This is a genomic window from Nocardioides sp. LML1-1-1.1, from assembly GCF_040676175.1.
Lineage (GTDB): Bacteria > Actinomycetota > Actinomycetes > Propionibacteriales > Nocardioidaceae > Nocardioides.
This window is the reverse complement of sequence record NZ_JBEGHK010000001.1, coordinates 988,422-1,008,552: the sequence shown is the minus strand read 5'-3', so window position 1 is coordinate 1,008,552 and position 20,131 is coordinate 988,422. Positions and strand designations below refer to the sequence as shown.

At 71.5% G+C, this 20,131-nt stretch carries 18 protein-coding genes; 6 read left to right on the top strand and 12 right to left on the bottom strand.

Going from position 1 to position 20,131, the window contains the following annotated elements:
• Positions 1 to 96: 96 nt before the first annotated feature.
• Positions 97 to 576, top strand: a complete 480-nt coding sequence (locus MRBLML1_RS04980; protein WP_364512246.1) for an SRPBCC family protein — start codon at positions 97 to 99, stop codon at positions 574 to 576.
• 49 nt (positions 577 to 625) lie between these two features.
• Positions 626 to 1,621: an endonuclease/exonuclease/phosphatase family protein gene (locus tag MRBLML1_RS04975; RefSeq protein WP_364512243.1), complete on the top strand. Its 996-nt coding sequence runs from the start codon at positions 626 to 628 to the stop codon at positions 1,619 to 1,621.
• Between the two features lie 53 nt (positions 1,622 to 1,674).
• On the opposite strand, the gene MRBLML1_RS04970 is transcribed toward MRBLML1_RS04975, so the two are convergent.
• Positions 1,675 to 2,757 carry an inositol-3-phosphate synthase gene (locus MRBLML1_RS04970; RefSeq protein WP_364512240.1) on the bottom strand — a complete coding sequence of 361 codons (1,083 nt, stop codon included), beginning with the start codon at positions 2,755 to 2,757 and terminating at the stop codon, positions 1,675 to 1,677.
• Positions 2,758 to 2,800: 43 nt separating this feature from the next.
• Positions 2,801 to 3,394 (bottom strand): PadR family transcriptional regulator, encoded by a 594-nt coding sequence (locus tag MRBLML1_RS04965; protein ID WP_364512237.1) that lies wholly within the window; start codon positions 3,392 to 3,394, stop codon positions 2,801 to 2,803.
• A 202-nt stretch (positions 3,395 to 3,596) separates the two neighbouring features.
• Between MRBLML1_RS04965 and MRBLML1_RS04960 the strand changes: the two genes are divergently transcribed.
• Positions 3,597 to 5,864, top strand: a complete 2,268-nt coding sequence (locus MRBLML1_RS04960; RefSeq protein WP_364512234.1) for a transglycosylase domain-containing protein — start codon at positions 3,597 to 3,599, stop codon at positions 5,862 to 5,864.
• Positions 5,865 to 5,867: 3 nt separating this feature from the next.
• Positions 5,868 to 7,292 (top strand): glycosyltransferase family 87 protein, encoded by a 1,425-nt coding sequence (locus tag MRBLML1_RS04955; protein WP_364512231.1) that lies wholly within the window; start codon positions 5,868 to 5,870, stop codon positions 7,290 to 7,292.
• Here MRBLML1_RS04955 and MRBLML1_RS04950 read toward each other — a convergent pair.
• The 9 genes from MRBLML1_RS04950 to MRBLML1_RS04910 form a co-directional block, all read right to left on the bottom strand.
• Complete coding sequence (locus MRBLML1_RS04950; protein ID WP_364512228.1) at positions 7,282 to 8,379, bottom strand: alanine racemase; 1,098 nt, start codon at positions 8,377 to 8,379, stop codon at positions 7,282 to 7,284. The two genes, MRBLML1_RS04955 and MRBLML1_RS04950, sit on opposite strands and share 11 nt — an antisense overlap.
• The gene (locus MRBLML1_RS04945) at positions 8,379 to 9,509 is read right to left on the bottom strand and encodes a lipid II:glycine glycyltransferase FemX (RefSeq protein WP_364512225.1); all 1,131 of its coding nucleotides are present in this window, start codon (positions 9,507 to 9,509) and stop codon (positions 8,379 to 8,381) included. The genes MRBLML1_RS04950 and MRBLML1_RS04945 overlap by 1 nt, the downstream gene beginning before the upstream one ends.
• Before the next feature lie 51 nt (positions 9,510 to 9,560).
• Entirely contained in the window at positions 9,561 to 10,949 is a 1,389-nt protein-coding gene (locus MRBLML1_RS04940; RefSeq protein ID WP_364512222.1) for an NAD-dependent succinate-semialdehyde dehydrogenase, read from the bottom strand.
• Positions 10,946 to 12,277, bottom strand: coding sequence for a 4-aminobutyrate--2-oxoglutarate transaminase (gene gabT / locus MRBLML1_RS04935; protein WP_364512219.1), 1,332 nt, complete (start codon positions 12,275 to 12,277; stop codon positions 10,946 to 10,948). The genes MRBLML1_RS04940 and gabT overlap by 4 nt, the downstream gene beginning before the upstream one ends.
• A gap of 38 nt (positions 12,278 to 12,315) precedes the next feature.
• Positions 12,316 to 13,668, bottom strand: coding sequence for an NAD-dependent succinate-semialdehyde dehydrogenase (locus MRBLML1_RS04930; RefSeq protein ID WP_364512216.1), 1,353 nt, complete (start codon positions 13,666 to 13,668; stop codon positions 12,316 to 12,318).
• A 31-nt stretch (positions 13,669 to 13,699) separates the two neighbouring features.
• On the bottom strand, positions 13,700 to 14,500 hold the full coding sequence (locus tag MRBLML1_RS04925; RefSeq protein WP_364512213.1) for an ABC transporter permease: 801 nt from the start codon (positions 14,498 to 14,500) through the stop codon (positions 13,700 to 13,702).
• Positions 14,500 to 15,399, bottom strand: coding sequence for an ABC transporter permease (locus MRBLML1_RS04920; RefSeq protein ID WP_364512210.1), 900 nt, complete (start codon positions 15,397 to 15,399; stop codon positions 14,500 to 14,502). The genes MRBLML1_RS04925 and MRBLML1_RS04920 overlap by 1 nt, the downstream gene beginning before the upstream one ends.
• 2 nt (positions 15,400 to 15,401) lie before the next feature.
• The gene (locus MRBLML1_RS04915; protein WP_364512207.1) at positions 15,402 to 16,553 is read right to left on the bottom strand and encodes an extracellular solute-binding protein; all 1,152 of its coding nucleotides are present in this window, start codon (positions 16,551 to 16,553) and stop codon (positions 15,402 to 15,404) included.
• 85 nt (positions 16,554 to 16,638) lie between these two features.
• Positions 16,639 to 17,721, bottom strand: coding sequence for an ABC transporter ATP-binding protein (locus MRBLML1_RS04910; RefSeq protein WP_364512204.1), 1,083 nt, complete (start codon positions 17,719 to 17,721; stop codon positions 16,639 to 16,641).
• Between the two features lie 90 nt (positions 17,722 to 17,811).
• Here MRBLML1_RS04910 and MRBLML1_RS04905 point away from each other — a divergent pair, with 90 nt between their 5' ends.
• Together MRBLML1_RS04905 and MRBLML1_RS04900 are read left to right on the top strand one after the other, a co-directional pair.
• Positions 17,812 to 18,555: a FadR/GntR family transcriptional regulator gene (locus MRBLML1_RS04905; protein ID WP_364512201.1), complete on the top strand. Its 744-nt coding sequence runs from the start codon at positions 17,812 to 17,814 to the stop codon at positions 18,553 to 18,555.
• Positions 18,556 to 18,640: 85 nt separating this feature from the next.
• Positions 18,641 to 19,324 (top strand): hypothetical protein, encoded by a 684-nt coding sequence (locus MRBLML1_RS04900; RefSeq protein WP_364512198.1) that lies wholly within the window; start codon positions 18,641 to 18,643, stop codon positions 19,322 to 19,324.
• Here the strand turns inward: MRBLML1_RS04900 and MRBLML1_RS04895 are convergent, their stop codons facing one another.
• Positions 19,325 to 20,122: a deoxyribonuclease IV gene (locus MRBLML1_RS04895; protein WP_364512195.1), complete on the bottom strand. Its 798-nt coding sequence runs from the start codon at positions 20,120 to 20,122 to the stop codon at positions 19,325 to 19,327.
• Positions 20,123 to 20,131 lie beyond the last annotated feature (9 nt).

Below are 20,131 nucleotides of genomic sequence, written 5' to 3'. Positions count from 1 at the left end.
AGCACCCGTACCCGACGGGCCCCGCCCGGAAACCGGCGATCCGCCTGTGGCGGGCGTCACCTACCGCCCCGGGGTCGCGAGCGCTAGCGTCCGACCATGGCCGACACGTACGAGAAGCTCCTCGAGGACTCCATCGAGATCGCCGCCCCGGCGGAGAAGGTGTGGTCGCTGGTCACCGACATCCCCAAGATGTCGAAGTGGAGCCCGCAGGTCGTGAAGTCGACCGTCAAGGGCGGGGAGGTCCGCCTCGGCGCGACCTTCTCCAACCTCAACAAGCAGGGCATCAAGCGCTGGCCGACCGCCGGCAAGGTCGTCCGGTTCACCCCGCCGGTCGGCGGCACCGGCGAGTTCGCGTTCAAGATCCGCGAGAACCGCACCGTGTGGTCCTTCCAGCTCGAGCCCACCGCCGACGGCGGCACCCGGCTCACCGAGCGCCGCGAGACGCCGCAGGGCATCTCCAACGTCTCGCTCGTGCTGACCAAGGTGGTCCTCGGCGGCCAGCAGGGCTTCACCGACGAGCTGCGCAAGGGCATCCGGCAGACCCTCGAGCGGATCAAGGCCGAGGCCGAGGCCTGATCCAGGCGTCCCGCTCCGGTCGCTTCGCCGACCGGGTTGAATGAGGCCCGTGAGCGACGACGACCCGAAGCCGCTGCCCGCGGCGAAGCCGGGCGCCAGCGCCGCGACCCAGGTCGCCACCGTCGCCGGGGCGGTCGTGGTGCTGCTCGTCCTCGGCGTGGTGTTCGCCCTGCAGGGCGGCCGGGACGACCCGGAGCCCCCGGGACCGGGGGAGACGGGCGCGGTCAGCACCCCGCCCGCCGTACCGTCCTCGGCGCCGACGGCGAACTCCTCGCTCGCCGCCGACCCGCTCACGGTGCCCGCGAGCCTGTGCCCGTCGCTGACGGTGCAGCACCCGTTCACGGTGCTCACGTTCAACATCCACTCCGGCATCCGCAAGCACGGCGGCCTGGCGTCGGGCACCCTCACCGACGAGATCAAGTCCTGGAAGCCGGACCTGGTGCTGCTGCAGGAGGTCGACACCAACCGCGGCCGCTCGGGCAACGTCGTCCAGGCCCAGCAGATCGGCACCGCGCTCGGGCTGAGCTGGATCGCCGGCAGCGGGCCGACCGGCAACGCGCTGCTCTCCCGGTTCCCGGTCAAGGAGCACGACATCATCGCCTTGCCCAGGGCGGGCGGGAAGTTCGACCGCCACGCCGTGCACGCCGTCGTCGACATCGAGGGCACCGAGGTGAGCGTCTACGCCACCCACTTCGACCACATGTCGGAGGGCGCCCGGGTCGCCCAGGCGCGCTACCTCGCCCAGGTGATGGCCCGCGACCCGCGGCCCAAGATCATGGGCGGTGACCTCAACAGCCGGCCCGGCTCGACTGCGGTCAACACGCTGCGCTCGGCGGGCCTCGGCGACGTGTGGGCCGTCGGCTCCGGCAGCGGCTTCACCGCGCCGGCCGCACGGCCGCGGGTGCGCATCGACTTCCTGCTGCACGACGGCTTCTTCCAGCCGCTGCAGTCGGTCGTCCTGGCCTCCAGCGTCTCCGACCACCGGGCGGTCTGGGCGCGGCTGCAGATCAACGAGAAGCTCGGCTGCATCAAGGTCGGCGGCTGAAAAAGCCGAACGCCCCGGCCGTCGTACGACGAACCGGGGCGTTCGGGCCGGGATCACTCCCCGGCGATGAACTTCTCGAGCAGCGCGCGGCCCTCGGTGTCCTCGATCTGGACCGGCGGGCTCTTCATCAGGTACGCCGAGGCCGGGATGATCGGGCCACCGACACCGCGGTCCTTGGCGATCTTCGCGGCGCGCACGGCGTCGATGATGATGCCGGCGGAGTTCGGGGAGTCCCAGACCTCGAGCTTGTACTCCAGGTTCAGCGGGACGTCACCGAACGCGCGACCCTCGAGGCGCACGTAGGCCCACTTGCGGTCGTCGAGCCACGCGACATAGTCGGACGGGCCGATGTGGACGTTCTTGTCGTCGATCTTGTCGGCCAGCGGGCCGTTCAGGTTCGACGTGACGGCCTGGGTCTTGGAGACCTTCTTGGACTCCAGGCGCTCGCGCTCGAGCATGTTCTTGAAGTCCATGTTGCCGCCGACGTTGAGCTGGTAGGTGCGGTCCAGCGTCACGCCGCGGTCCTCGAACAGCTTCGCCATCACGCGGTGGGTGATGGTGGCGCCGACCTGCGACTTGATGTCGTCGCCGACGATCGGGACGCCGGCGTCCTCGAACTTCTTGGCCCACTCGGGGTCGGAGGCGATGAAGACGGGCAGCGCGTTGACGAAGGCCACGCCCGCGTCGATCGCGCACTGGGCGTAGAACTTGTCGGCCTCCTCCGAGCCCACCGGGAGGTAGGACACGAGGACGTCGACCTGGTTGTCCTTGAGGACCTGGACGACGTCGACCGGCTCGGCCGCCGACTCGTCGATGGTCTGCAGGTAGTACTTGCCGAGGCCGTCGAGCGTCGGGCCGCGCTGGACCTCGACACCGAGCGTCGGCACGTCGGCGATCTTGATGGTGTTGTTCTGCGAGGCGTTGATGGCCTCGGAGAGGTCCTTGCCGACCTTCAGGTCGTCGACGTCGAACGCGGCGACGAACTCGACGTCTCCGACGTGGTAGTCACCGAACTGGACGTGCATGAGCCCCGGAACGGTGCTCGTGGCGTCGGCGTCCCGGTAGTACTGCACGCCCTGGATGAGGGACGTGGCGCAGTTGCCCACGCCGGCGATCGCTACTCGAACCGAACCCATGGGGTTTCCTTCCTTGGTACTCATGACATCTCGTAAGTGCTGATCAGGACGGCGTCGACGGCGAGGCCGTCGGCGCTTCCGGAGCTGGTGCTGGCTGGCCCTGCACGTTCCGCTCGGCGTTGATGAGGTCCGAGAGCCACCGGACCTCCCGCTCCACCGACTCCACACCGTGACGCTGCAGCTCCGCGGCGTAGCGGTCGGCCTCGGCCTGGGTCATCGCCAGCTCGCGCTGCACCCGGTCCAGCCGCTCCTGGAGCCGCGAACGACGGCCTTCCAGGACCCGCAGCCGGATCTCCATGTCGGTCGAGGAGAAGAACCGGAACCGGATGTCGAAGTTGTCGTCCTCCCACGCGGCAGGACCCACCTCCGACATCAGGCGCGAGAACTCGGCAGTGCCGAGGTCGGTGACCTCGTAGACGATGCGCTGCCGACGGGTCTGCACGCCCGACGGCACGGCCTCCTTGATGAGGTTGCCGCGCAGCATCTTCTTCAGCGCGGGGTAGAGCGAGCCGTAGGACAGCAGCCGACCCCAGCCGAGCATCAGGTTGAGCCGCTTGCGCAGCTCGTAGCCGTGCATGGGTCCCTCGTGCAGCAGTCCGAGGACCGCCAGCTCGATGGTGTCGCCACGCCGTGCCATGCGACCTATCGTAGCGATATATCCGCGGAACGTGAACTTCCGATGGATCGGGGGTGTCGCCGGAGTGCACGGTACGGCGTCCGCGAGCGCTCCCGGAGCCGCGGGTCCCGGTCCCCGATGACCAGATGCGATACGCCGCCGCGGCGACTGATCCACGGGCGGGGAATGGGGACACCCAGGTGACCGCCGTACTCTGTCCTGCGTGGTCGAGGGAAAACGCAAGGCAGCCGGCGCCCCCGCCCGACGCTTCGGGCGCTCGGGCAAGGGGAAGGACACGGCGCCGCGCACGTGGAAGCAGCGCCTGAAGAAGTGGTCCCTGTGGGGCCTGGTCACGGCGGTCGTCCTCGGCCTGCTCGGCGTGCTCGGCTTCTGGATCGCCTACAAGTCGATCGACATCCCGGACCCGAACGCGGAGTACCTCACCCAGACCACCCGGGTCATGTACTCCGGCGGCAAGTCCGACATCGGCCAGTTCGCCGTGCAGAAGCGGGACTCGATCCCCTACGACGAGATGCCGCAGACCGTGAAGGACGCGGTGGTCGCCGCGGAGAACCAGAGCTTCTGGACCGACAACGGCATCGACCCCAAGGGCATCCTGCGCGCGGCGTTCAGCAACGCCCAGGGCAACTCCACCCAGGGCGCCTCGACGATCACCCAGCAGTACGTGAAGATCCTGTACCTGACCCAGGAGCGCACCTGGAAGCGCAAGGTCAAGGAAGCGATCCTGTCGCTGAAGATCAAGAACCAGCGCAGCAAGCAGGAGATCCTCGAGGGCTACCTCAACACGATCTACTTCGGCCGCGGTGCCTACGGCATCCAGGCCGCCGCGCAGGCCTACTTCGGCGTGGACGCCAAGAAGCTCGACCTCGCCCAGTCGGCGGTGCTCGCCTCGGTGCTGAACAACCCGTACTCGCTCGACCCGGCCAACGGCACCGACGCCGCCACTCGCCTGCTCGGCCGCTACCAGTACGTGCTGGACTCGATGGCGTCGATGAAGACCGCGACCGCCGCCGATGTCGCCAGCATCCGCAAGGCGCTGCCGAAGTTCCCGAAGATCAACAACGACACCCAGTACGGCGGCCAGCGCGGCCACGTGCTGACGATGGTCCGCAAGGAGCTGCTCCGGCTCGGGTTCAGCGAGCAGGAGATCCAGGGCGGCGGCCTCCAGGTGACCACCACCTTCACCAAGAAGGCGATGAACGCCGCCAAGGAGGGCGTGGCGGAGGAGCGGCCGGAGGGCTTCGGCAAGAACCTCCACGTCGCGGTCGCCTCCGTCGAGCCGGGCACCGGGGCGGTCCGCGGCATCTACGCCGGCCAGGACTACCTCCAGTCCCAGCTGAACTGGGCGGTCTCCGGCGGCCAGGCCGGCTCGACCTTCAAGCCGTTCGCGCTGGCGGCCGGCCTGGAGGCGGGCTACGAGCTCAAGGACACCTTCGACGGCAACTCCCCCTACGAGTTCCCGGGCGGCGGACGCGGCGTCGAGAACCAGGGGAACAAGTCCTACGGCCGGGTCAACCTGATCAAGGCCACCCAGGACTCGATCAACACGGCCTACATCGACCTGACCCAGGGCATCCCGGACGGTCCGGACAAGATCATCAAGACCGCCAACAAGATGGGTATCCCGCCCGAGCAGCCGGCCAACCCGCCGTTCGGCATCCCCACGCGCTCGGCCGGGCTCGAGCCGCAGACCAACGTGGCGCTCGGCTCGCAGACGGTGAGCCCGATCAACATGGCCAACGGCTACGCCACGATCGCCAACCGCGGGGTCGCGGCCGACGCCTACATCATCGAGAAGGTCGTCGACGCCGACGGCGTGGTCCGCTACACGCACAAGGTGACCGACCACCGGGCGATCTCTGAGGGCATCTCCGACGACGTCGGCTACGCGCTCCAGCAGGTCGTCAAGGCCGGGTCCGGACGCAAGACGCTGCCGCTGGGCCGCCCCGCCGGCGGCAAGACCGGCACCGCGACCAACGACGACGGCGAGGTCTCCTCGGCCTGGTTCGTCGGCTACACCCCGCAGCTCTCGACCGCGGTGATGTACGTGCGCGGCAAGGGCAACGAGCAGCTCAAGGACTGGCTGCCGTCCTACTTCGGCGGCGACTACCCGGCCGCCACCTGGACCGCGGTGATGGAGAAGGCGCTGGAGGGCCTGGACGTCGAGGACCTGCCGGGCGCGGCGTACGTCAAGGGCGAGGCGCCCGACGACGGTCACGCCCCGGCCCCGCCGCCGCCGCCGAAGCCGACGAAGAAGCCGAAGCCGACGAAGAAGCCGTCGGCGAGCTCGACGCCGACCCAGCAGCCGTCGACCCAGCAGCCGACGCAGCCCACGCAGCCGACCCAGCCGACGGACCAGCCGACCTTGCCGACCGGACCGCCGGAGACGCCGACGACGACCGGGCCGCCGGGGCTGCTCGGCAAGCCGTCGAAGTCGCCGCGTCGCGGCCGCCGTCGTACCGCTGCCTGACCGATGGCCGACGAGCGGGCGCCCCACGTCCACCCGACCCTCGACGACCCGGTGGTCACCGGCCTGAGCGAGGTCGTGGGGGGCCCGATGGGCACCCGGGCGCGCCCGCACCGCTGGTGGACGCCGCTGCGCGTGCTGCTCCTGCTCACGGCGTGCACGTTCGCGCTCGGCCTGGTGCAGAAGGCGCCGTGCTCGGTCGCGGAGGGCAAGGACCAGAACTGGGTCTACTCCCACATGTGCTACACCGACCTGAAGCCGCTCTACGTCCCGCGCGGCATGGTCGAGCACGCCTGGCCCTACTCCGACGACGCGCAGACCCGAGCCCGCTACGAGGTGATGGAGTATCCCGTCGGGATCTCCTACTGGGCCTGGGGGACGGCCTGGGTCACGCACTGGCTGACCGGCTCGCCGGACGTCGAGGAGCGAGGCCGCCAGCCGGTCGCCGACCTCGCCGCCGCCCCCGACGTCGACGACGAGCAGAACGTCTTCCTGCTGGTCAACGCCCTCGGCTTCGCCGCCCTCGCCCTGGTCGCGGTCGCGCTGCTCTCCCGAGCGCATCCGGTGCGGCCCTGGGACGCCGCCGCCTTCGCCCTCTCGCCCACCTTGCTGCTGACCGGGCTGATCAACTGGGACATGATCGCGGTGGCCCTGGTCGCCGGTGCGCTGTGGTCGTGGTCGCGCGACCGGCCCGGGCTCACCGGCGTGCTGATCGGGCTGGGCACCGCCGCCAAGCTCTACCCGCTCTTCCTGCTCGGCGGGCTGCTGGTGATCTGCCTGCGCCAGCGGCGCTACGCCGCCTTCGCGCTCGCGACCGTCACCGCCGTGGCCGCGTGGCTGCTCGCCAACGCCCCCGGCTACCTCACCGGCCCCGAGGCATGGAAGCACTTCTGGGAGTTCAACTCCGAACGCGCCGCCGACCTCGGCTCGGTGTGGCTGGTCATCGACCAGGCGGGCGACGTCGGGTTCAGCGCGCACACCATCAACCTCTGGTCCTGGATCCTCTTCGGCGCCTGGTGCCTCGGCGTCTTCGTGATCGGGATGACCGCCGGGCGCGGGGTGCGCCCGGAGGCCGCGGTCCCGCGGCTGGCCCAGCTCGGCTACCTGGTCGTCGTCGGCTTCCTGCTGGTCAACAAGGTCTACTCACCGCAGTACGTCCTGTGGCTGCTCCCGCTCGCCGTGCTCGCCCGGCCGCGCTGGCGCGACCAGATCGTCTGGCAGGCCAGCGAGGTCGTCTACTTCTGCACGGTCTGGTGGTACCTCGGCGGCTACCTCCAGCCCTCGGGCGGCGGCGACGCGGGCTTCTACTGGCTCGGCATCGCCATCCGGGTGCTCGGCGAGCTCTACCTCGCCGCGGTCATCGTGCGGGACATGTACCGACCCCACCACGACCCGGTCGTCGCCCAGGAGCGGGTCGCGGCTAGCCGGTGACCGTGATCCGGTCGAAGGTCGTGGCGGTGTAGCGCACCCGGACGTCGACGTCCTCGCCCACCGCGGGCACCCGTGCGCCGTGCGGCACGAAGAGCATCGAGGCCTGCATGTGCGGCGGCTCGGCGAAGAGGCGCTGCTTGCCGTCGATGGAGTACGGCGAGCGCACGAAGCCCACCGCGTCCAGGCCACCGCGGGCCAGGGTGGCCGCGCGCGCCTTCATCGAGGACTCGCCGGTCGGCGCCTCCAGGCCGATGCCGTGCGCGGTGCCGCCGCTGACGACCAGCACGTGCCCGGACTTGGGGGCGGTCCGGCCGCGGTAGCCGAAGGCGTCGCCGCGCTCCACGGCGTGCACGTCGAGCACGGTGGCGGTGACCGTCAGGGCGCCGCGGTCACCCAGCCACAGCCCGGTGCCGATCCGCGGGCGGAAGGCGAAGTCGGCGTAGCGGCTGCGCAGGGTGGCCAGCTCGGCGTCGGTCAGGTGGCTCACCCAGACGGTCGGGGTGCCACGGGCGGGGACCTCGGCGGCGACGTAGTCGTTCATCAGCCGGGTCACCTCACCGAGGTGGGTGCCCTGGCCGAGCGGGAGGTGGAGGGCGAGGCCCTCGACGTGGGCGCCGGGGTGCTTGCGCAGCAGCTCACCGGCCTCCCACAGCTCGCGGGCCGCCATCCCGTGGCGGCGCATCGAGGTCATCCGCTCCAGCACGACCCGGGCGGCGGGGTCGGCGTGCAGGAGGTCGCGCAGGTCCTCGACCCGGCTCACCGTGTGAACGACCCGGCGGGCGAGCGCGTCCTGGGGGAGCGGCACCCAGGGCCGCCAGGGGGTGAGCACCAGCAGGTCGCCGGCCCAGCGCTGGGCGACCTCGGGCAGCTCGTCGTAGGTGCCGACGGCCAGGGTGCGTACGTCGTGGCCGCGCTCGGCGAGCCACTGCGCCTTGCGGGCGAGCCGGCCGAGCGTGAAGCCGTAGCCGTTGCCCTTGGCGACCGGGACGATGCCGGGGTGCGCGGCGGCGACGGACTCCAGGTGGGCCCGCCAGCGCGGGCCGTCGACGGTGAGCGCCAGTCCGCCGGTCGAGGCTGTCGAGACCATCATCCCCTCCGGGCGAGGTAGAGCTGGAAGGCCTTGTAGAGCGGCCGGTTGACCGGCAGGTCCCACTCCCCGGCGTGCTCGACGGCCTCGCCGCCGGTGCCGACCTTGAACTGGATCAACCCGACGTGCGGGTCGTCGGCGTCCAGCGTCTCGGTGATCCCGCGCAGGTCGTAGACCGCCGCGCCGGCGGCGATCGCGTCGCGGATCATCGCCCACTGCACGGCGTTGGAGCCACGGACCTCGCGCTTCTCGGTGGAGGAGGCGCCGTAGGAGTACCACGCGTGCTCGCCCACCCGGATCGCGATGGTGGCCGCGACCAGGTCGCCCTCGTGGCGACCCAGCCAGAGCGTGAACCGCTCCTCGCCGTCGGCGCGCAGCGCGTCGTACATGGTCTCGAAGTAGCGCAGCGGCCGCGGGGTGAAGTGGTCGCGCTCGGCGGTGTGCACGTAGAGGTCGTGGAAGGCCTTGAGGTCGTCGCGGCTGCCGACGGTGACCTCGACCCCCTCCTTGACGGCCCGCTTGATGTTGCGGCGCCACAGCTGGTTCATCCCCTTGAGGACCTCGTCCTCGGTGCGCTGGGTGCCGTCGGGGTGGCGCAGCGGGACCTGGAAGACGAACTGCGGCTGGCCGGCCGCGAAGCCGCCCTCGACGCCCTGGTAGCGCCAGCCCAGCTCGTGCAGCTGGGCGACGACACGGGCGCCGACCGGGTTGCGCTCGGCCGGGGCCACCTGGCTCAGCAGCCGTACGTCGGGGTCGGCGATCCCCTCCTTGACCTGGGCGGTCGTCCACCGCCGGGTCACCACCGGCGGGCCGATCCGCACCGCGAACGCGCCCTGCTTCTTCAGGTGGGCCACCATCGGTGCCAGCCAGTCGGCCAGGTCGTCGCGGTTCCAGTCGAGGACCGGTCCCTCGGGCAGGTAGGCGAGGAAGCGCTTCACCTTCGGCAGCTGGCGGTAGAGCACCAGCGCCACGCCCACCTGGGTGCCGGAGTCGTCGAACCAGCCGATCGACTCGCTGCGCCACTCGCTCTTGACCTTCCCCCAGCCGGGGGTCTGCAGGAAGCTGGCCGACGGCAGGGTGGCGAGGTGGTCGCGGTGCTCGGTCGGGCTGATCGGGCGCACGCTCGGCATGGGTCCGAGGCTATCGGGTGACGGTCGCGGCGCCCCACCGGCGGGGACCGCTCAGCCGAGGTCCACGGCGTAGAACTGGGTCTCCTGGAACTCCCGGATGCCCTCCCGGGCGCCCTCGCGGCCCAGCCCGCTCTGCTTGACCCCGCCGAACGGCGCCGACGGGTCGGACACGATGCCGCGGTTGACCCCGACCATGCCGGCGTCGATCCGCTCGGCGAGGCGGAGCGCGTCCTGGAGCCGGCCGGCGTAGACGTAGGCGGCGAGGCCGTACTCGCTGCCGTTGACCCAGCCGAGCAGCTCCTCGACGTCGGTCCAGGTGACCACCGGGGCGACCGGGCCGAAGATCTCCTCGGTGAGGATCGTCGCGTCCGCTCGTACGCCGGTCAGCACCGTCGGCGGGTAGAAGGTCGGCCCCTCCGGTGCGCTCGCGACCGCGGCGACCTGCGCGCCCTCGGCCCGGGCATCCTCGACCAGCCCGGCGACCTTGGTCGCGGCGGCGGCGGTGATCATCGGGCCGATCTGGTTCGCCTCCTCGCTGGAGGGGCCGACCCGCAGCGCGGCGACCTCCTCGCCGAAGCGGCGCACGAAGGCGTCGGCGACGTCGGCGTGCACGTAGAACCGATTGGCCGCGGTGCAGGCCTGGCCGCCGTTGCGGAACTTCGCGATCATCGCGCCCGCCACGGCCGCCTCGACGTCGGCGTCGGCGGTGACCACGAACGGGGCGTTGCCGCCGAGCTCCATGCTCGCGTTGAGGACCCGGTCCGCGGCCTGGTGCAGGAGCACCTTGCCGACACCGGTGGAGCCGGTGAAGGACACCTTGCGGACCCGCTCGTCGGTGAGCCAGGTGCCGACGACCTCCGCCGCCCGGGTGGTCGGCACGACGGACACGACCCCCTCCGGCAGGCCCGCCTCGCCGAGCAGCCGGGCCACCGCGATCGCGGTCAGCGGCGTCTCCGCGGCGGGCTTGAGGACCACCGTGCAGCCGGCGGCCAGGGCGGGCGCGATCTTGCGGGTGGCCATCGCGGCGGGGAAGTTCCACGGGGTGACCAGCGCGGCCACGCCGACGGGGCGGCTGGTGACGAAGGTGCGGGCCGCCCCGGAGGGGGCCAGGCCGTAGTCGCCGTCGCCGCGGACCGCCTCCTCGGAGTACCACCGGAAGAACTCCGCCGCGTAGGCCACCTCGGCCCGCGCGTCGGCCTGGGACTTGCCGTTCTCGGCGGCGATCAGCGCGGTCAGCTCGTCGGCGGCGGCGACCATGGCGTCGTACGTGCGGCGCAGGACCTCCGCCCGCTCGCGCGGGCTGGTCGCGGCCCAGCCCGGGAGCGCGGCGGCGGCGGCGTCCACCGCGGTGGTGGCCTCGGCCGGACCCGCGTCGGGCAGCTCGGCGAGGACCGCCCCGGTCGCGGGGTCGTCGACGACGAAGCTGTCGGGTGCGCTCACCGGGTCTCCTCGAAGATCGCGGCGAGCACGTCGAAGGCCTCGTCGAGCAGGGCGTCGGTGATGTCGAGCGGCGGCAGGAAGCGCAGCACGTTGCCCCACGTGCCGCAGCTGAGCACGACCAGGCCCTGGGCGTGCGCCGCCGTTGCGACCCGGCGGGTCAGCTCGGCGTCCGGCTCACCGGTCGCCGGGTCGACGAGCTCGACGGCGATCATCGCGCCGCGGCCCCGGACGTCGCCGAGCCGCGGGTCCCGTGCCTGGATCGCGGTGAGCCGCTCGGTGAGACGGGCCCCGATGGCGGCGGCCCGCGCGACCAGGCCGTCGGCCTCGATCGTCTCGATGACGGCGAGCGCGGCCGCGCAGGCGACCGGGTTGCCGCCGTACGTCCCGCCGAGCCCGCCGGCGTGCGGGGCGTCCATGATCTCCGCGCGCCCGGTCACCGCGGCGAGCGGGAGCCCGCCGGCGATGCCCTTGGCCGTCACCACCAGGTCCGGTACGACGCCCTCGTGGTCGCACGCGAACAGGTCACCGGTCCGGGCGAACCCGGTCTGCACCTCGTCCGCGACGAAGACCACCCCGTTGTCGCTGCACCACTGCGCCAGCACCGGGAGGAAGCCCGGCGCCGGGGCGACGAAGCCACCCTCGCCCTGGATCGGCTCGATGACCACGGCCGCGAGGTTGCCCGCGCCGACCTGCTTGTCGATCACGTCGATCGCGCGGGCGGCGGCGGCCGGGCCGCTGAGGCCCTCGTCGCGGAAGGGGTAGGACATCGGCGCGCGGTAGACCTCGTTCGCGAACGGCCCGAACCCGTGCTTGTAGGGCATGTTCTTCGCGGTCATCGCCATCGTCAGGTTCGTGCGCCCGTGGTAGGCGTGGTCGAAGACGACGACGGCCTGCCGGCGGGTGTGCGTGCGGGCGATCTTGACGGCGTTCTCGACCGCCTCCGCGCCGGAGTTGAAGAGCGCGGAGCGCTTCTCGTGGTCGCCGGGGGTGAGCCGGTTGAGCGCCTCGCAGACCTCGACGTAGCCGTCGTAGGGCGTGACCATGAAGCAGGTGTGCGTGAACGCCTGGGCCTGCCGGGCCACCGCCGCCGCGACCCGCGGGTGGGCGTTGCCGACGGTCGTCACCGCGATGCCGGAGCCGAGGTCGATCAGCGAGTTGCCGTCGACGTCCACCAGCACGCCGCCGCCGGCCGCGACGGCGTAGACGGGCAGCATCACGCCGATGCCGCTGCTCACCGCGGCCTCCTTGCGGGCGTGCAGCTCCAGCGACCTGGGGCCGGGGATCGCGGTGACGAGGCGGCGTTCGGGGGACAGGGCGGTGTCGGGCACGGTGCTTCTCTCTCGGGGCTCGGGCGGGTGGGGGTGGCTCAGACGGTGCGGACGAGCTTCTTGTTCACGAACTCCTCCATGCCGTAGCGGCCGAGCTCGCGGCCGAAGCCGGAGCGCTTGACGCCGCCGAAGGGCAGCTCGGCCGCGTCCAGGCCGACGCCGTTGACGAAGACCATGCCCGCGTCGATCTGGTCGGCGACCCGCTGCGCCTGCGCGGCGTCGGGGGTGAAGACGTAGGAGCCCAGCCCGTAGGGGGTGTCGTTGGCGATCCGGACCGCGTCGTCCTCGTCGGCGGCCTTGAAGACCATCGCGACCGGGCCGAACAGCTCCTGGCGGTACGCCGGGTTGTCGGTCGTCACGCCGGTCAGCACCCCGCTGGGGTGGAAGGCCCCGGTGCGCTCGCCGGTGCGGGTGAGCGCGGCGCCGCCGGCGATCGCCTCGTCGACCTGCCGGTCGAGGTTCTCGGCGGCGGCGACCGAGGACAGCGGGGACGCGGGGGAGGCCTCCAGCAGGGCCGCGGTGAAGCGGGAGACGAAGTCGTCGTACAGGTCCTCGACGACGATGAACCGCTTGGCGGCGTTGCAGGCCTGGCCGGTGTTCTCCAACCGTGCGGCGACTGCGGCCTCGACGGTGGCGTCGAGGTCGTCGCTGCCGAGCACGACGAACGGGTCGGAGCCACCGAGCTCGAGCACGCACTTCTTCAGGTTGCGCCCGGCGATCTCGGCGACGGCCGCACCGGCCCGCTCGGAGCCGGTGAGCGAGACGCCCTGGACCCGGGGGTCGGCGATCACCTCGGCGGCCTGCTCGTTGGTGGCGTAGACGTTGACGTAGGCACCCTCGGGGAAGCCGGCGTCGAGGAAGATCCGCTGCAGCAGCGCGGCCGATCGCGGGCACTGCGGGGCGTGCTTGAGCACGATCGTGTTGCCGGTGGCGAGGTTCGGCGCGGCGAAGCGGGCGACCTGGTAGGCCGGGAAGTTCCACGGCATGATCCCGAGCAGCACGCCCACCGGGCGGCGGCGGATGAGCGCCGAGCCGTCCGACCCCTCGCCCAGCTCGATCGGCTCGTCGGCGAGGAAGGCCTCCGCGTGGTCGGCGTAGTAGTCGTAGATCGCGGCGGAGAAGTCCACCTCGCCCTCGGCGTCGGCGAGCGGCTTGCCCATCTCCTCGACCATCGTGGCCGAGAGCTCGGCGCTGCGCTCCCGGTGCAGCTCGGCCACCCGGTGCAGCAGCGCGGCCCGGTCGGCGACGGCGGAGGTCCGTCCCCAGCCCGCGTACGCCGACGCGGCCAGGTCCACCGCGGCGGCGACCTCGGCGTCGGTGGCGGTTGGGAAGCTCTCGACCAGCTCCCCGGTGGCGGGGTTGCGGACGGCGTACTGGGTCGGCTCGGTCATGGGGACTCCTTCAGGGTGGGTTCGGTGCGGCTCAGCGGACGGGGTCGACGTCGGAGGACAGCCGCTGCGCGAGCCAGACCGGGACGATGGAGAAGAGGATGAGGACGACCGCGACGACGTTGACGACCGGCGCCTGGTTCGGGCGGAACATGTTGTTGAGGATCCAGATCGGCAGGGTGTTCGCGCCCCCGCCGGCGGTGAACGTGGTCACGATGATCTCGTCGAAGGAGAGCGCGAAGGCGAGCATGCCACCGGCGAGCAAGGCCGAGCGGAGCTGCGGCAGGGTGACCAGCCGGAAGGTCGTGAAGACGCCCGCGCCCAGGTCGGCCGAGGCCTCCTCGAGGCTGGTGCCGAGCCGGCGCAGCCGGGCCTGGACGTTGTTGAAGACGGTGACGATGCAGAAGGTCGCGTGCGCGATCACGATCGTCCACAGCGACAGGTCGATGCCGAGGATCCCCTTGAAGCCGTTGTTGAGCGCGATGCCGGTGACCACGCCGGGCAGCGCGATCGGCAGGATCACCAGCAGGTTGACGGTGTGCTTGCCGAAGAACGAGTAGCGCTGCAGGGCCAGGGCGAGCAGGGTGCCGAGCACCAGCGCGACCAGGGTCGCGATCGCGCCGACCTGGAGGCTCGTCACCAGTGCGTCGCGGGCGCCGCTGCTGTGCCAGGCGCGCTCCCACCACTCGAAGGTGACGCCGTCCGGCGGCCAGGTCATCGACTGGCTCGGGTTGACCGAGTTGGCCACGACGACCAGCAGCGGCAGGTAGATCAGCGCGAGGACGCCGAAGGTGACGACGGCGAGCGTCCAGCGGGCGGGGGAGCTGAGTCGCATCAGAGGTTCTCCAGGGCGCCGGTACGACGGATGGCGGTCAGCAGCACGAGCATCACCACGATCGGGATCATCGCGATGGCCGCCGCGAGCGGCAGGTTGTTGGCCGCGCCGGCGTTGACGAACACCAGGTTGCCGAGCATCTGGCTGGTGCCACCGACGATGTTGACGGTGATGTAGTCGCCCATGGTGAGCGAGAAGCTGAAGATCGCGCCGGCCACGATGCCGGGCACGAGCAGCGGCATGACGATGGTGCGCACGACCGTGCGGGCCGGGGCGCCGAGGTCGCCTGCGGCCTCCAGCAGCGAGTCGGGGACCCGCTCCAGGGCGGCGAAGATCGGCAGGATCACGTAGGGCAGCCAGATGTAGGCCTGCGCGATGATCACCGCGGTCAGCCCGTAGCCGGGCGTGCCGAGGCCGGTCCACTCGGCGAGGCCGCCCTCGGAGAGGACCACCCGCCACGCGAACACCTTCACCAGGTACGACGCCCACAGCGGCGTCAGCACCGCCACGACGAGCATCCGGCGGGCCCGCGGCGAGGCCACCTTGGCCATGTAGAAGGCGATCGGCAGCGCGATCGCCACGTCGACCACCGTCACCGCGAGGGCCACCACGACGGTGCGCACGGTGACGTTGCGGTAGACCTCGTTCTCCAGCAGCGTGCGGAAGTTGTCCAGCGTCCAGGTGCGGTCGATCTCGCTGCTGAGGCTGTCCACCGACCAGAAGGCGGTGATCAGCAGCGCGGCCAGCGCGACGACGTACACGAGGACCATCCACGCGAGCGGCGCGGACAGCAGCAGGCTCAGCCGGAGCCACACCCAGCGGTGCAGCAGCCGGGAGGCCGGCCGGGCGGCCGGCCCCCGCAGTGCGGGGGCCGGCGCCGATTCGGTGGTGGAGGCCATGGTCAGCCCTTGATCTCCGTCCACGCCTGGGTCCACTGGGCGTAGTCGGTGCACTCGACGTCGGTGCGCCCGTCAAGGCACTTCTTGATGGGCGTGCGCCAGAACCAGAGCTTCTTGGCGTACTCCTCGTCACCGGCGTGGAAGGTCTCGCAGTGCTTCGGGTCGGTGGTCTTCTCGCACGCCTGCGGGCTGTTCGGCGCCTCGCCGAAGTACTCCGTGGCCTGGGCATTGGCCTCGGGGCTGAGGATGTAGTCCATCCACGCGTAGGCGCAGTTGGGGCTCTTGGCCTGCGAGGACAGCATCCAGGTGTCGTTCCACGCGGTGGCGCCCTCGGTCGGCAGGGTCACCTCGACGTTCTTGTCCTTGATGTTGTTCTTGATGACCTGCCAGGTGGTGCCGACGACCGAGTCGCCGGTCTCGAAGGCCTGGATCTCCTTGAGGTAGTCCGACCAGTACTCACCGACGTACTGGCGCTGCTCCTTGAGCAGGGCCGTCGCCGCGTCGAGCTGCTTCTGGTCGAGCGCGTAGGGGTTCTCGATGCCCAGGTCGGGCTGGGTCTTCATCAGGTAGAGCGCGGCGTCGGCGATGTAGATCGGCGAGTCGTAGGCGGTGACCTTGCCCTTGTTCTTCGCCAGCTCGGCCTTGTCGAAGACCGCGCTCCAGGACGTCGGCGCGGGGTTGACGTTCGACTTGTTGAACATCAGCAGGTTGGCGCCGTAGCCGTGCGGGACGCCGTAGTTCTTGCCGTCCTGCGAGTTCCACTCGGTGTCCTTGAGGAAGTCGTAGACGTTCTCGTAGTTCGGCACCAGGTCGGTGTTGATGGCCTGCGCCTCGTCGGAGGCGATCAGCCGCAGGGACAGGTCGCCGGAGGCGGCGATCACGTCGTACTCACCGGACTTGGCGAGGTTGAGCGCCTCGTCGGAGGTGCCGTAGACCTTGCTGGTCACCTCGCAGCCGGTCTTCTTCTCGAAGGCGGAGACCCAGTCGACCTTCGGGTCGTTGCTGCCGTCCTCGACGTACCCGGGCCAGGCGAGGATCGAGACCTTGCCCTCGAGCTTGCCGAGCTTCTCGACGGCGTCGGTCTTCTTGTCGTCCTCGCTGCCGCAGGCGGCCAGCACGGAGACCGACACCAGGGACAGACAGGCGAGCGCCACGCGGCTGCGCCTCAGGGTGGATTTCATGGGATCTCCGCTTTCTCTAGGGATTTCTCGAGGGGTGGGGTGCGAGAGCTGTAGGGGGTCAGGAGAGGGGGACGACGTCGGCGCGCGCGAAGCGCACGGTCACCCGGTCGCCGCGGTGGTCGCCGTCGGCGAGGTCGTCGAGGGAGGCGGTGGACTGCTCCAGGGCGACCAGCTCGAGGCCGTCGTCGGTGCGCAGGTGCACGCGGTTGCCGGTGCCGAGGTAGATCGTCTCGGTCACCACCGCGCCGACCCGGACCTCGCCGGGACCGGCCTGGCCGCCGTCGCTCGCGGGCGAGAGGCGCAGCCGCTCGGGCCGGATCGCGTGCTCGGCCGCGACCCCGAGCAGCCGCTCGGAGGCGGCTGCGTCGAGCAGGTTCGTGGTGCCGACGAAGCCGGCGACGTACGCCGAGGCGGGCTGCTCGTAGATCTCCTGCGGGGTCCCGAGCTGCTGGATCCGGCCGGCGTCGAAGACCGCGATCCGGTCGCTGAGCGTGAGCGCCTCCTCCTGGTCGTGGGTGACGAACACGAAGGTGATGCCCAGCTCGCGCTGGAGCTGCTTGAGCTCGACCTGCATCTGCTCGCGCAGCTTGAGGTCGAGGGCGCCGAGCGGCTCGTCGAGCAGCAGCACCCGCGGCTCCAGCACGATCGCCCGGGCGAGCGCGACGCGCTGGCGCTGGCCGCCGGAGAGCTGGGTCGGCCGTCGTACGCCGAGGTGGCCCAGCCGCACCGTGTCGAGCGCCTCCTGTGCCTTGGCGCGTCGCGCGGCCTTGCCCATCCCGCGCACCCGCAGGCCGTAGCCGACGTTGTCGAGGACGCTCATGTGCGGGAAGAGCGCGTAGTCCTGGAAGACGGTGTGCACGTCGCGCTCGAAGGGCGCGCTGCGGGTCACGTCGGTGCCGCCGAGCTCGACGGTGCCGTCGGTCGCGGTCTCGAACCCGGCGATCAGGCGCAGCACGGTGGTCTTGCCGGAGCCGGAGGGGCCGAGCATGGAGAAGAACTCGCCGTCGGCGATGTCGAGGTCGACGCCGTCGACGGCGGCGACGTCACCGAAGTGCTTGACGAGGCCGCGCAGCCGGATCGCCGGGGTCGACGTCGCGACGTCGCGGTCGGCATCCGCCGGAGGGGTGGTGGCTTGGGTCACACCGAAAACATATGATCCCAGAGGTTATATGTCTAGAGTCGTCCCTGTAACGTTTCCGTGACGCGATCGGCCGGGTGGGAGGGGATGGCGATGGGCACCACCGCACGCCACGGGACCCGCACCCGGAACGCGATCTTCGCCCCGCTCGAGGAGGTCGGCCGGGCCACCCGCGTCGAGCAGCGCCTCGCCGACGCGATCCGCTCGGGTGTGCTGCGCGACGGCGAGCGGCTGCCCAGCGAGGCCGAGCTCGCCGCGATGCTCGGCGTCGCCACCGTCACCGCCCGCGAGGCGCTCGTCGCGCTGCGCGCGCAGGGGCTGATCAGCACCGTGCGCGGGCGCAACGGCGGCAGCTACGTCACCCGGGCCCGGCTGCACGACCCCGACGCCCAGGCCGAGCGGCTGGCCGCGATGTCGCTGGTCGAGCTGCACGACCGCGGCACCCTGCACGTCGTCCTGCTCACCGGCTGCGCGGAGGTCGCCGCCGAGCGGGCCGACGGCGGCGACGTCGACGTGCTGGAGTCGCTGCTGCCCGCCGCGGGCGACACCGACCCCGGCCACTGGCGGCACGCCGACGCCGAGCTCTACCTCTCCCTCGCCGCCCTCAGCCAGTCCGCCCGGATGACCCGGCAGGTGGTCGCGCTGGAGGCCGACTTCGGTGCCCTGCTCCGCCAGCCGCTCGGGACGCCGGAGTTCCAGGAGCTCACCCGGGCCTGCCACGAGGAGCTGTTCGCCGCGCTGCGCGCCCACGACGGGGACGGCGCCCGCACCGCCGTACGACGACAGCTGGCGGGGGCGCTCGACGAGCTGGCCCTCTTGCGGGCGTCCCAGCGATGAGGCGGGTTCCTTGACAGCCGGGCCGTCGTGCCTTTCCGTAGCAGACGGGGACCGGTCCGCCCGGCTCCCCGGAAGGAGTGAAGCCATGGGGTCGGTGCTCGTCGAAGGAGCCTCGGCGGCCGCGGTCGCCTGTGCCCGCGAGATCGAGGACTACTTCGGCCGCGTGGTCGCCGAGCTGGACCAGCTCCGCGACGGGCTCGCCGAGGTCTGCGCCCGGGAGCGGCTCGCGGCCGCGGACCTGGTCGAGGCGGCGTACCCGCTCACCCGGGAGATGCTCGGCCGGCTCCCGCTCTTCGGCGGCGGCTTCGTCGCCGCCCCCGGCTTCCTCGCCGACCACCACCTCTACCTGGCCTGGTGGCAGGGCGAGGAGCAGCAGCTGCTGGCCCAGTCGACCGTCTCCGGCTCCGGCGACCCGCTCGACTACAGCCGGTTCGAGTGGTTCCGCACGCCGCTGGAGACCGGGGGGGCGCACGTCACCGGGCCGTTCGTCGACTACGTGTGCAGCGACGAGTACATGCTCACCACCACCGCGCCGGTGCACGTCGGCGGGACGATGGTCGGCGTCGTCGGCGCCGACACCCTGCTCGACACCTTCGAGTCGCTGATGATCGACGCGGTCCGCGCGGCCGGCGCGACCGTGGTCAACCAGGCGCACCGGGTGGTGCTCTCCGCCGACCCGCGGGTGCCTCCGGGCCGGCTGGTCACGCCCGGCGAGCACGGCGGCACGATCCGCTGCGGCGACCTGCCGCTCACCGTGCTGACCGCCTGATCAGACCCGCTCGCGCAGCCAGGCGAAGTCCGCCGTGTGCTCCGCGGCGCCTCCCGGCGTCTCGCACACGACCGGCGCCCCGGCGTCGCGCACCACCTGGGCGAGCAGGTCGGGGTCGATCTGCCCGGCTCCGAAGTTGGCGTGGCGGTCGGCGCCGGAGTCGAAGGCGTCGCGGCTGTCGTTGGCGTGCACCAGGTCGATCCGCCCCGTGATCGCGCGGACGTCGTCGACGATCGTCTCCAGCGCGTTGCCGCCCGCGTGGGCGTGGCAGGTGTCGAGGCAGAAGCCCACCATGTCGGCGCCCTCGGCGCTGGCGATCGCGTCCCAGGTGCCCTTGATCCGGTCGAGGTAGCGAGTCATCGCGTTCGTGCCGCCGGCGGTGTTCTCGATGAGCAGCGGGACCTTGATGTCGGTCGCCTCGATCGCCTTGCGCCAGTTGTCGAAGCCCTTCGCGGGATCGTCGTCGTCGGTCACGTGCCCGCCGTGCACGATCAGCCCCTTGGCGCCGAGCTCGGCGGCGGCGTCCATGTGCTGCTGCAGCAGCTTGCGGCTGGGGATGCGCTGCCGGTTGTTCGTGGTCGCGACGTTGATCAGGTACGGCGCGTGCACGTAGAGGTCGACACCCGCGTCCTCGGCCGCGGTCCGCAGCGCCGCGGCACCGCCCTCGTAGGACAGCACCGGGCCCTTGTAGGACTGTGGGTTGCCGAGGAAGAACTGCACGAGCGGGGCGTTGCGGGCGGCGGCCTCGGCGATCGGGTCGGTCTGGTCGACGTGGGCTCCGATGCGCAGCTCGCTCATGGCCTCCAC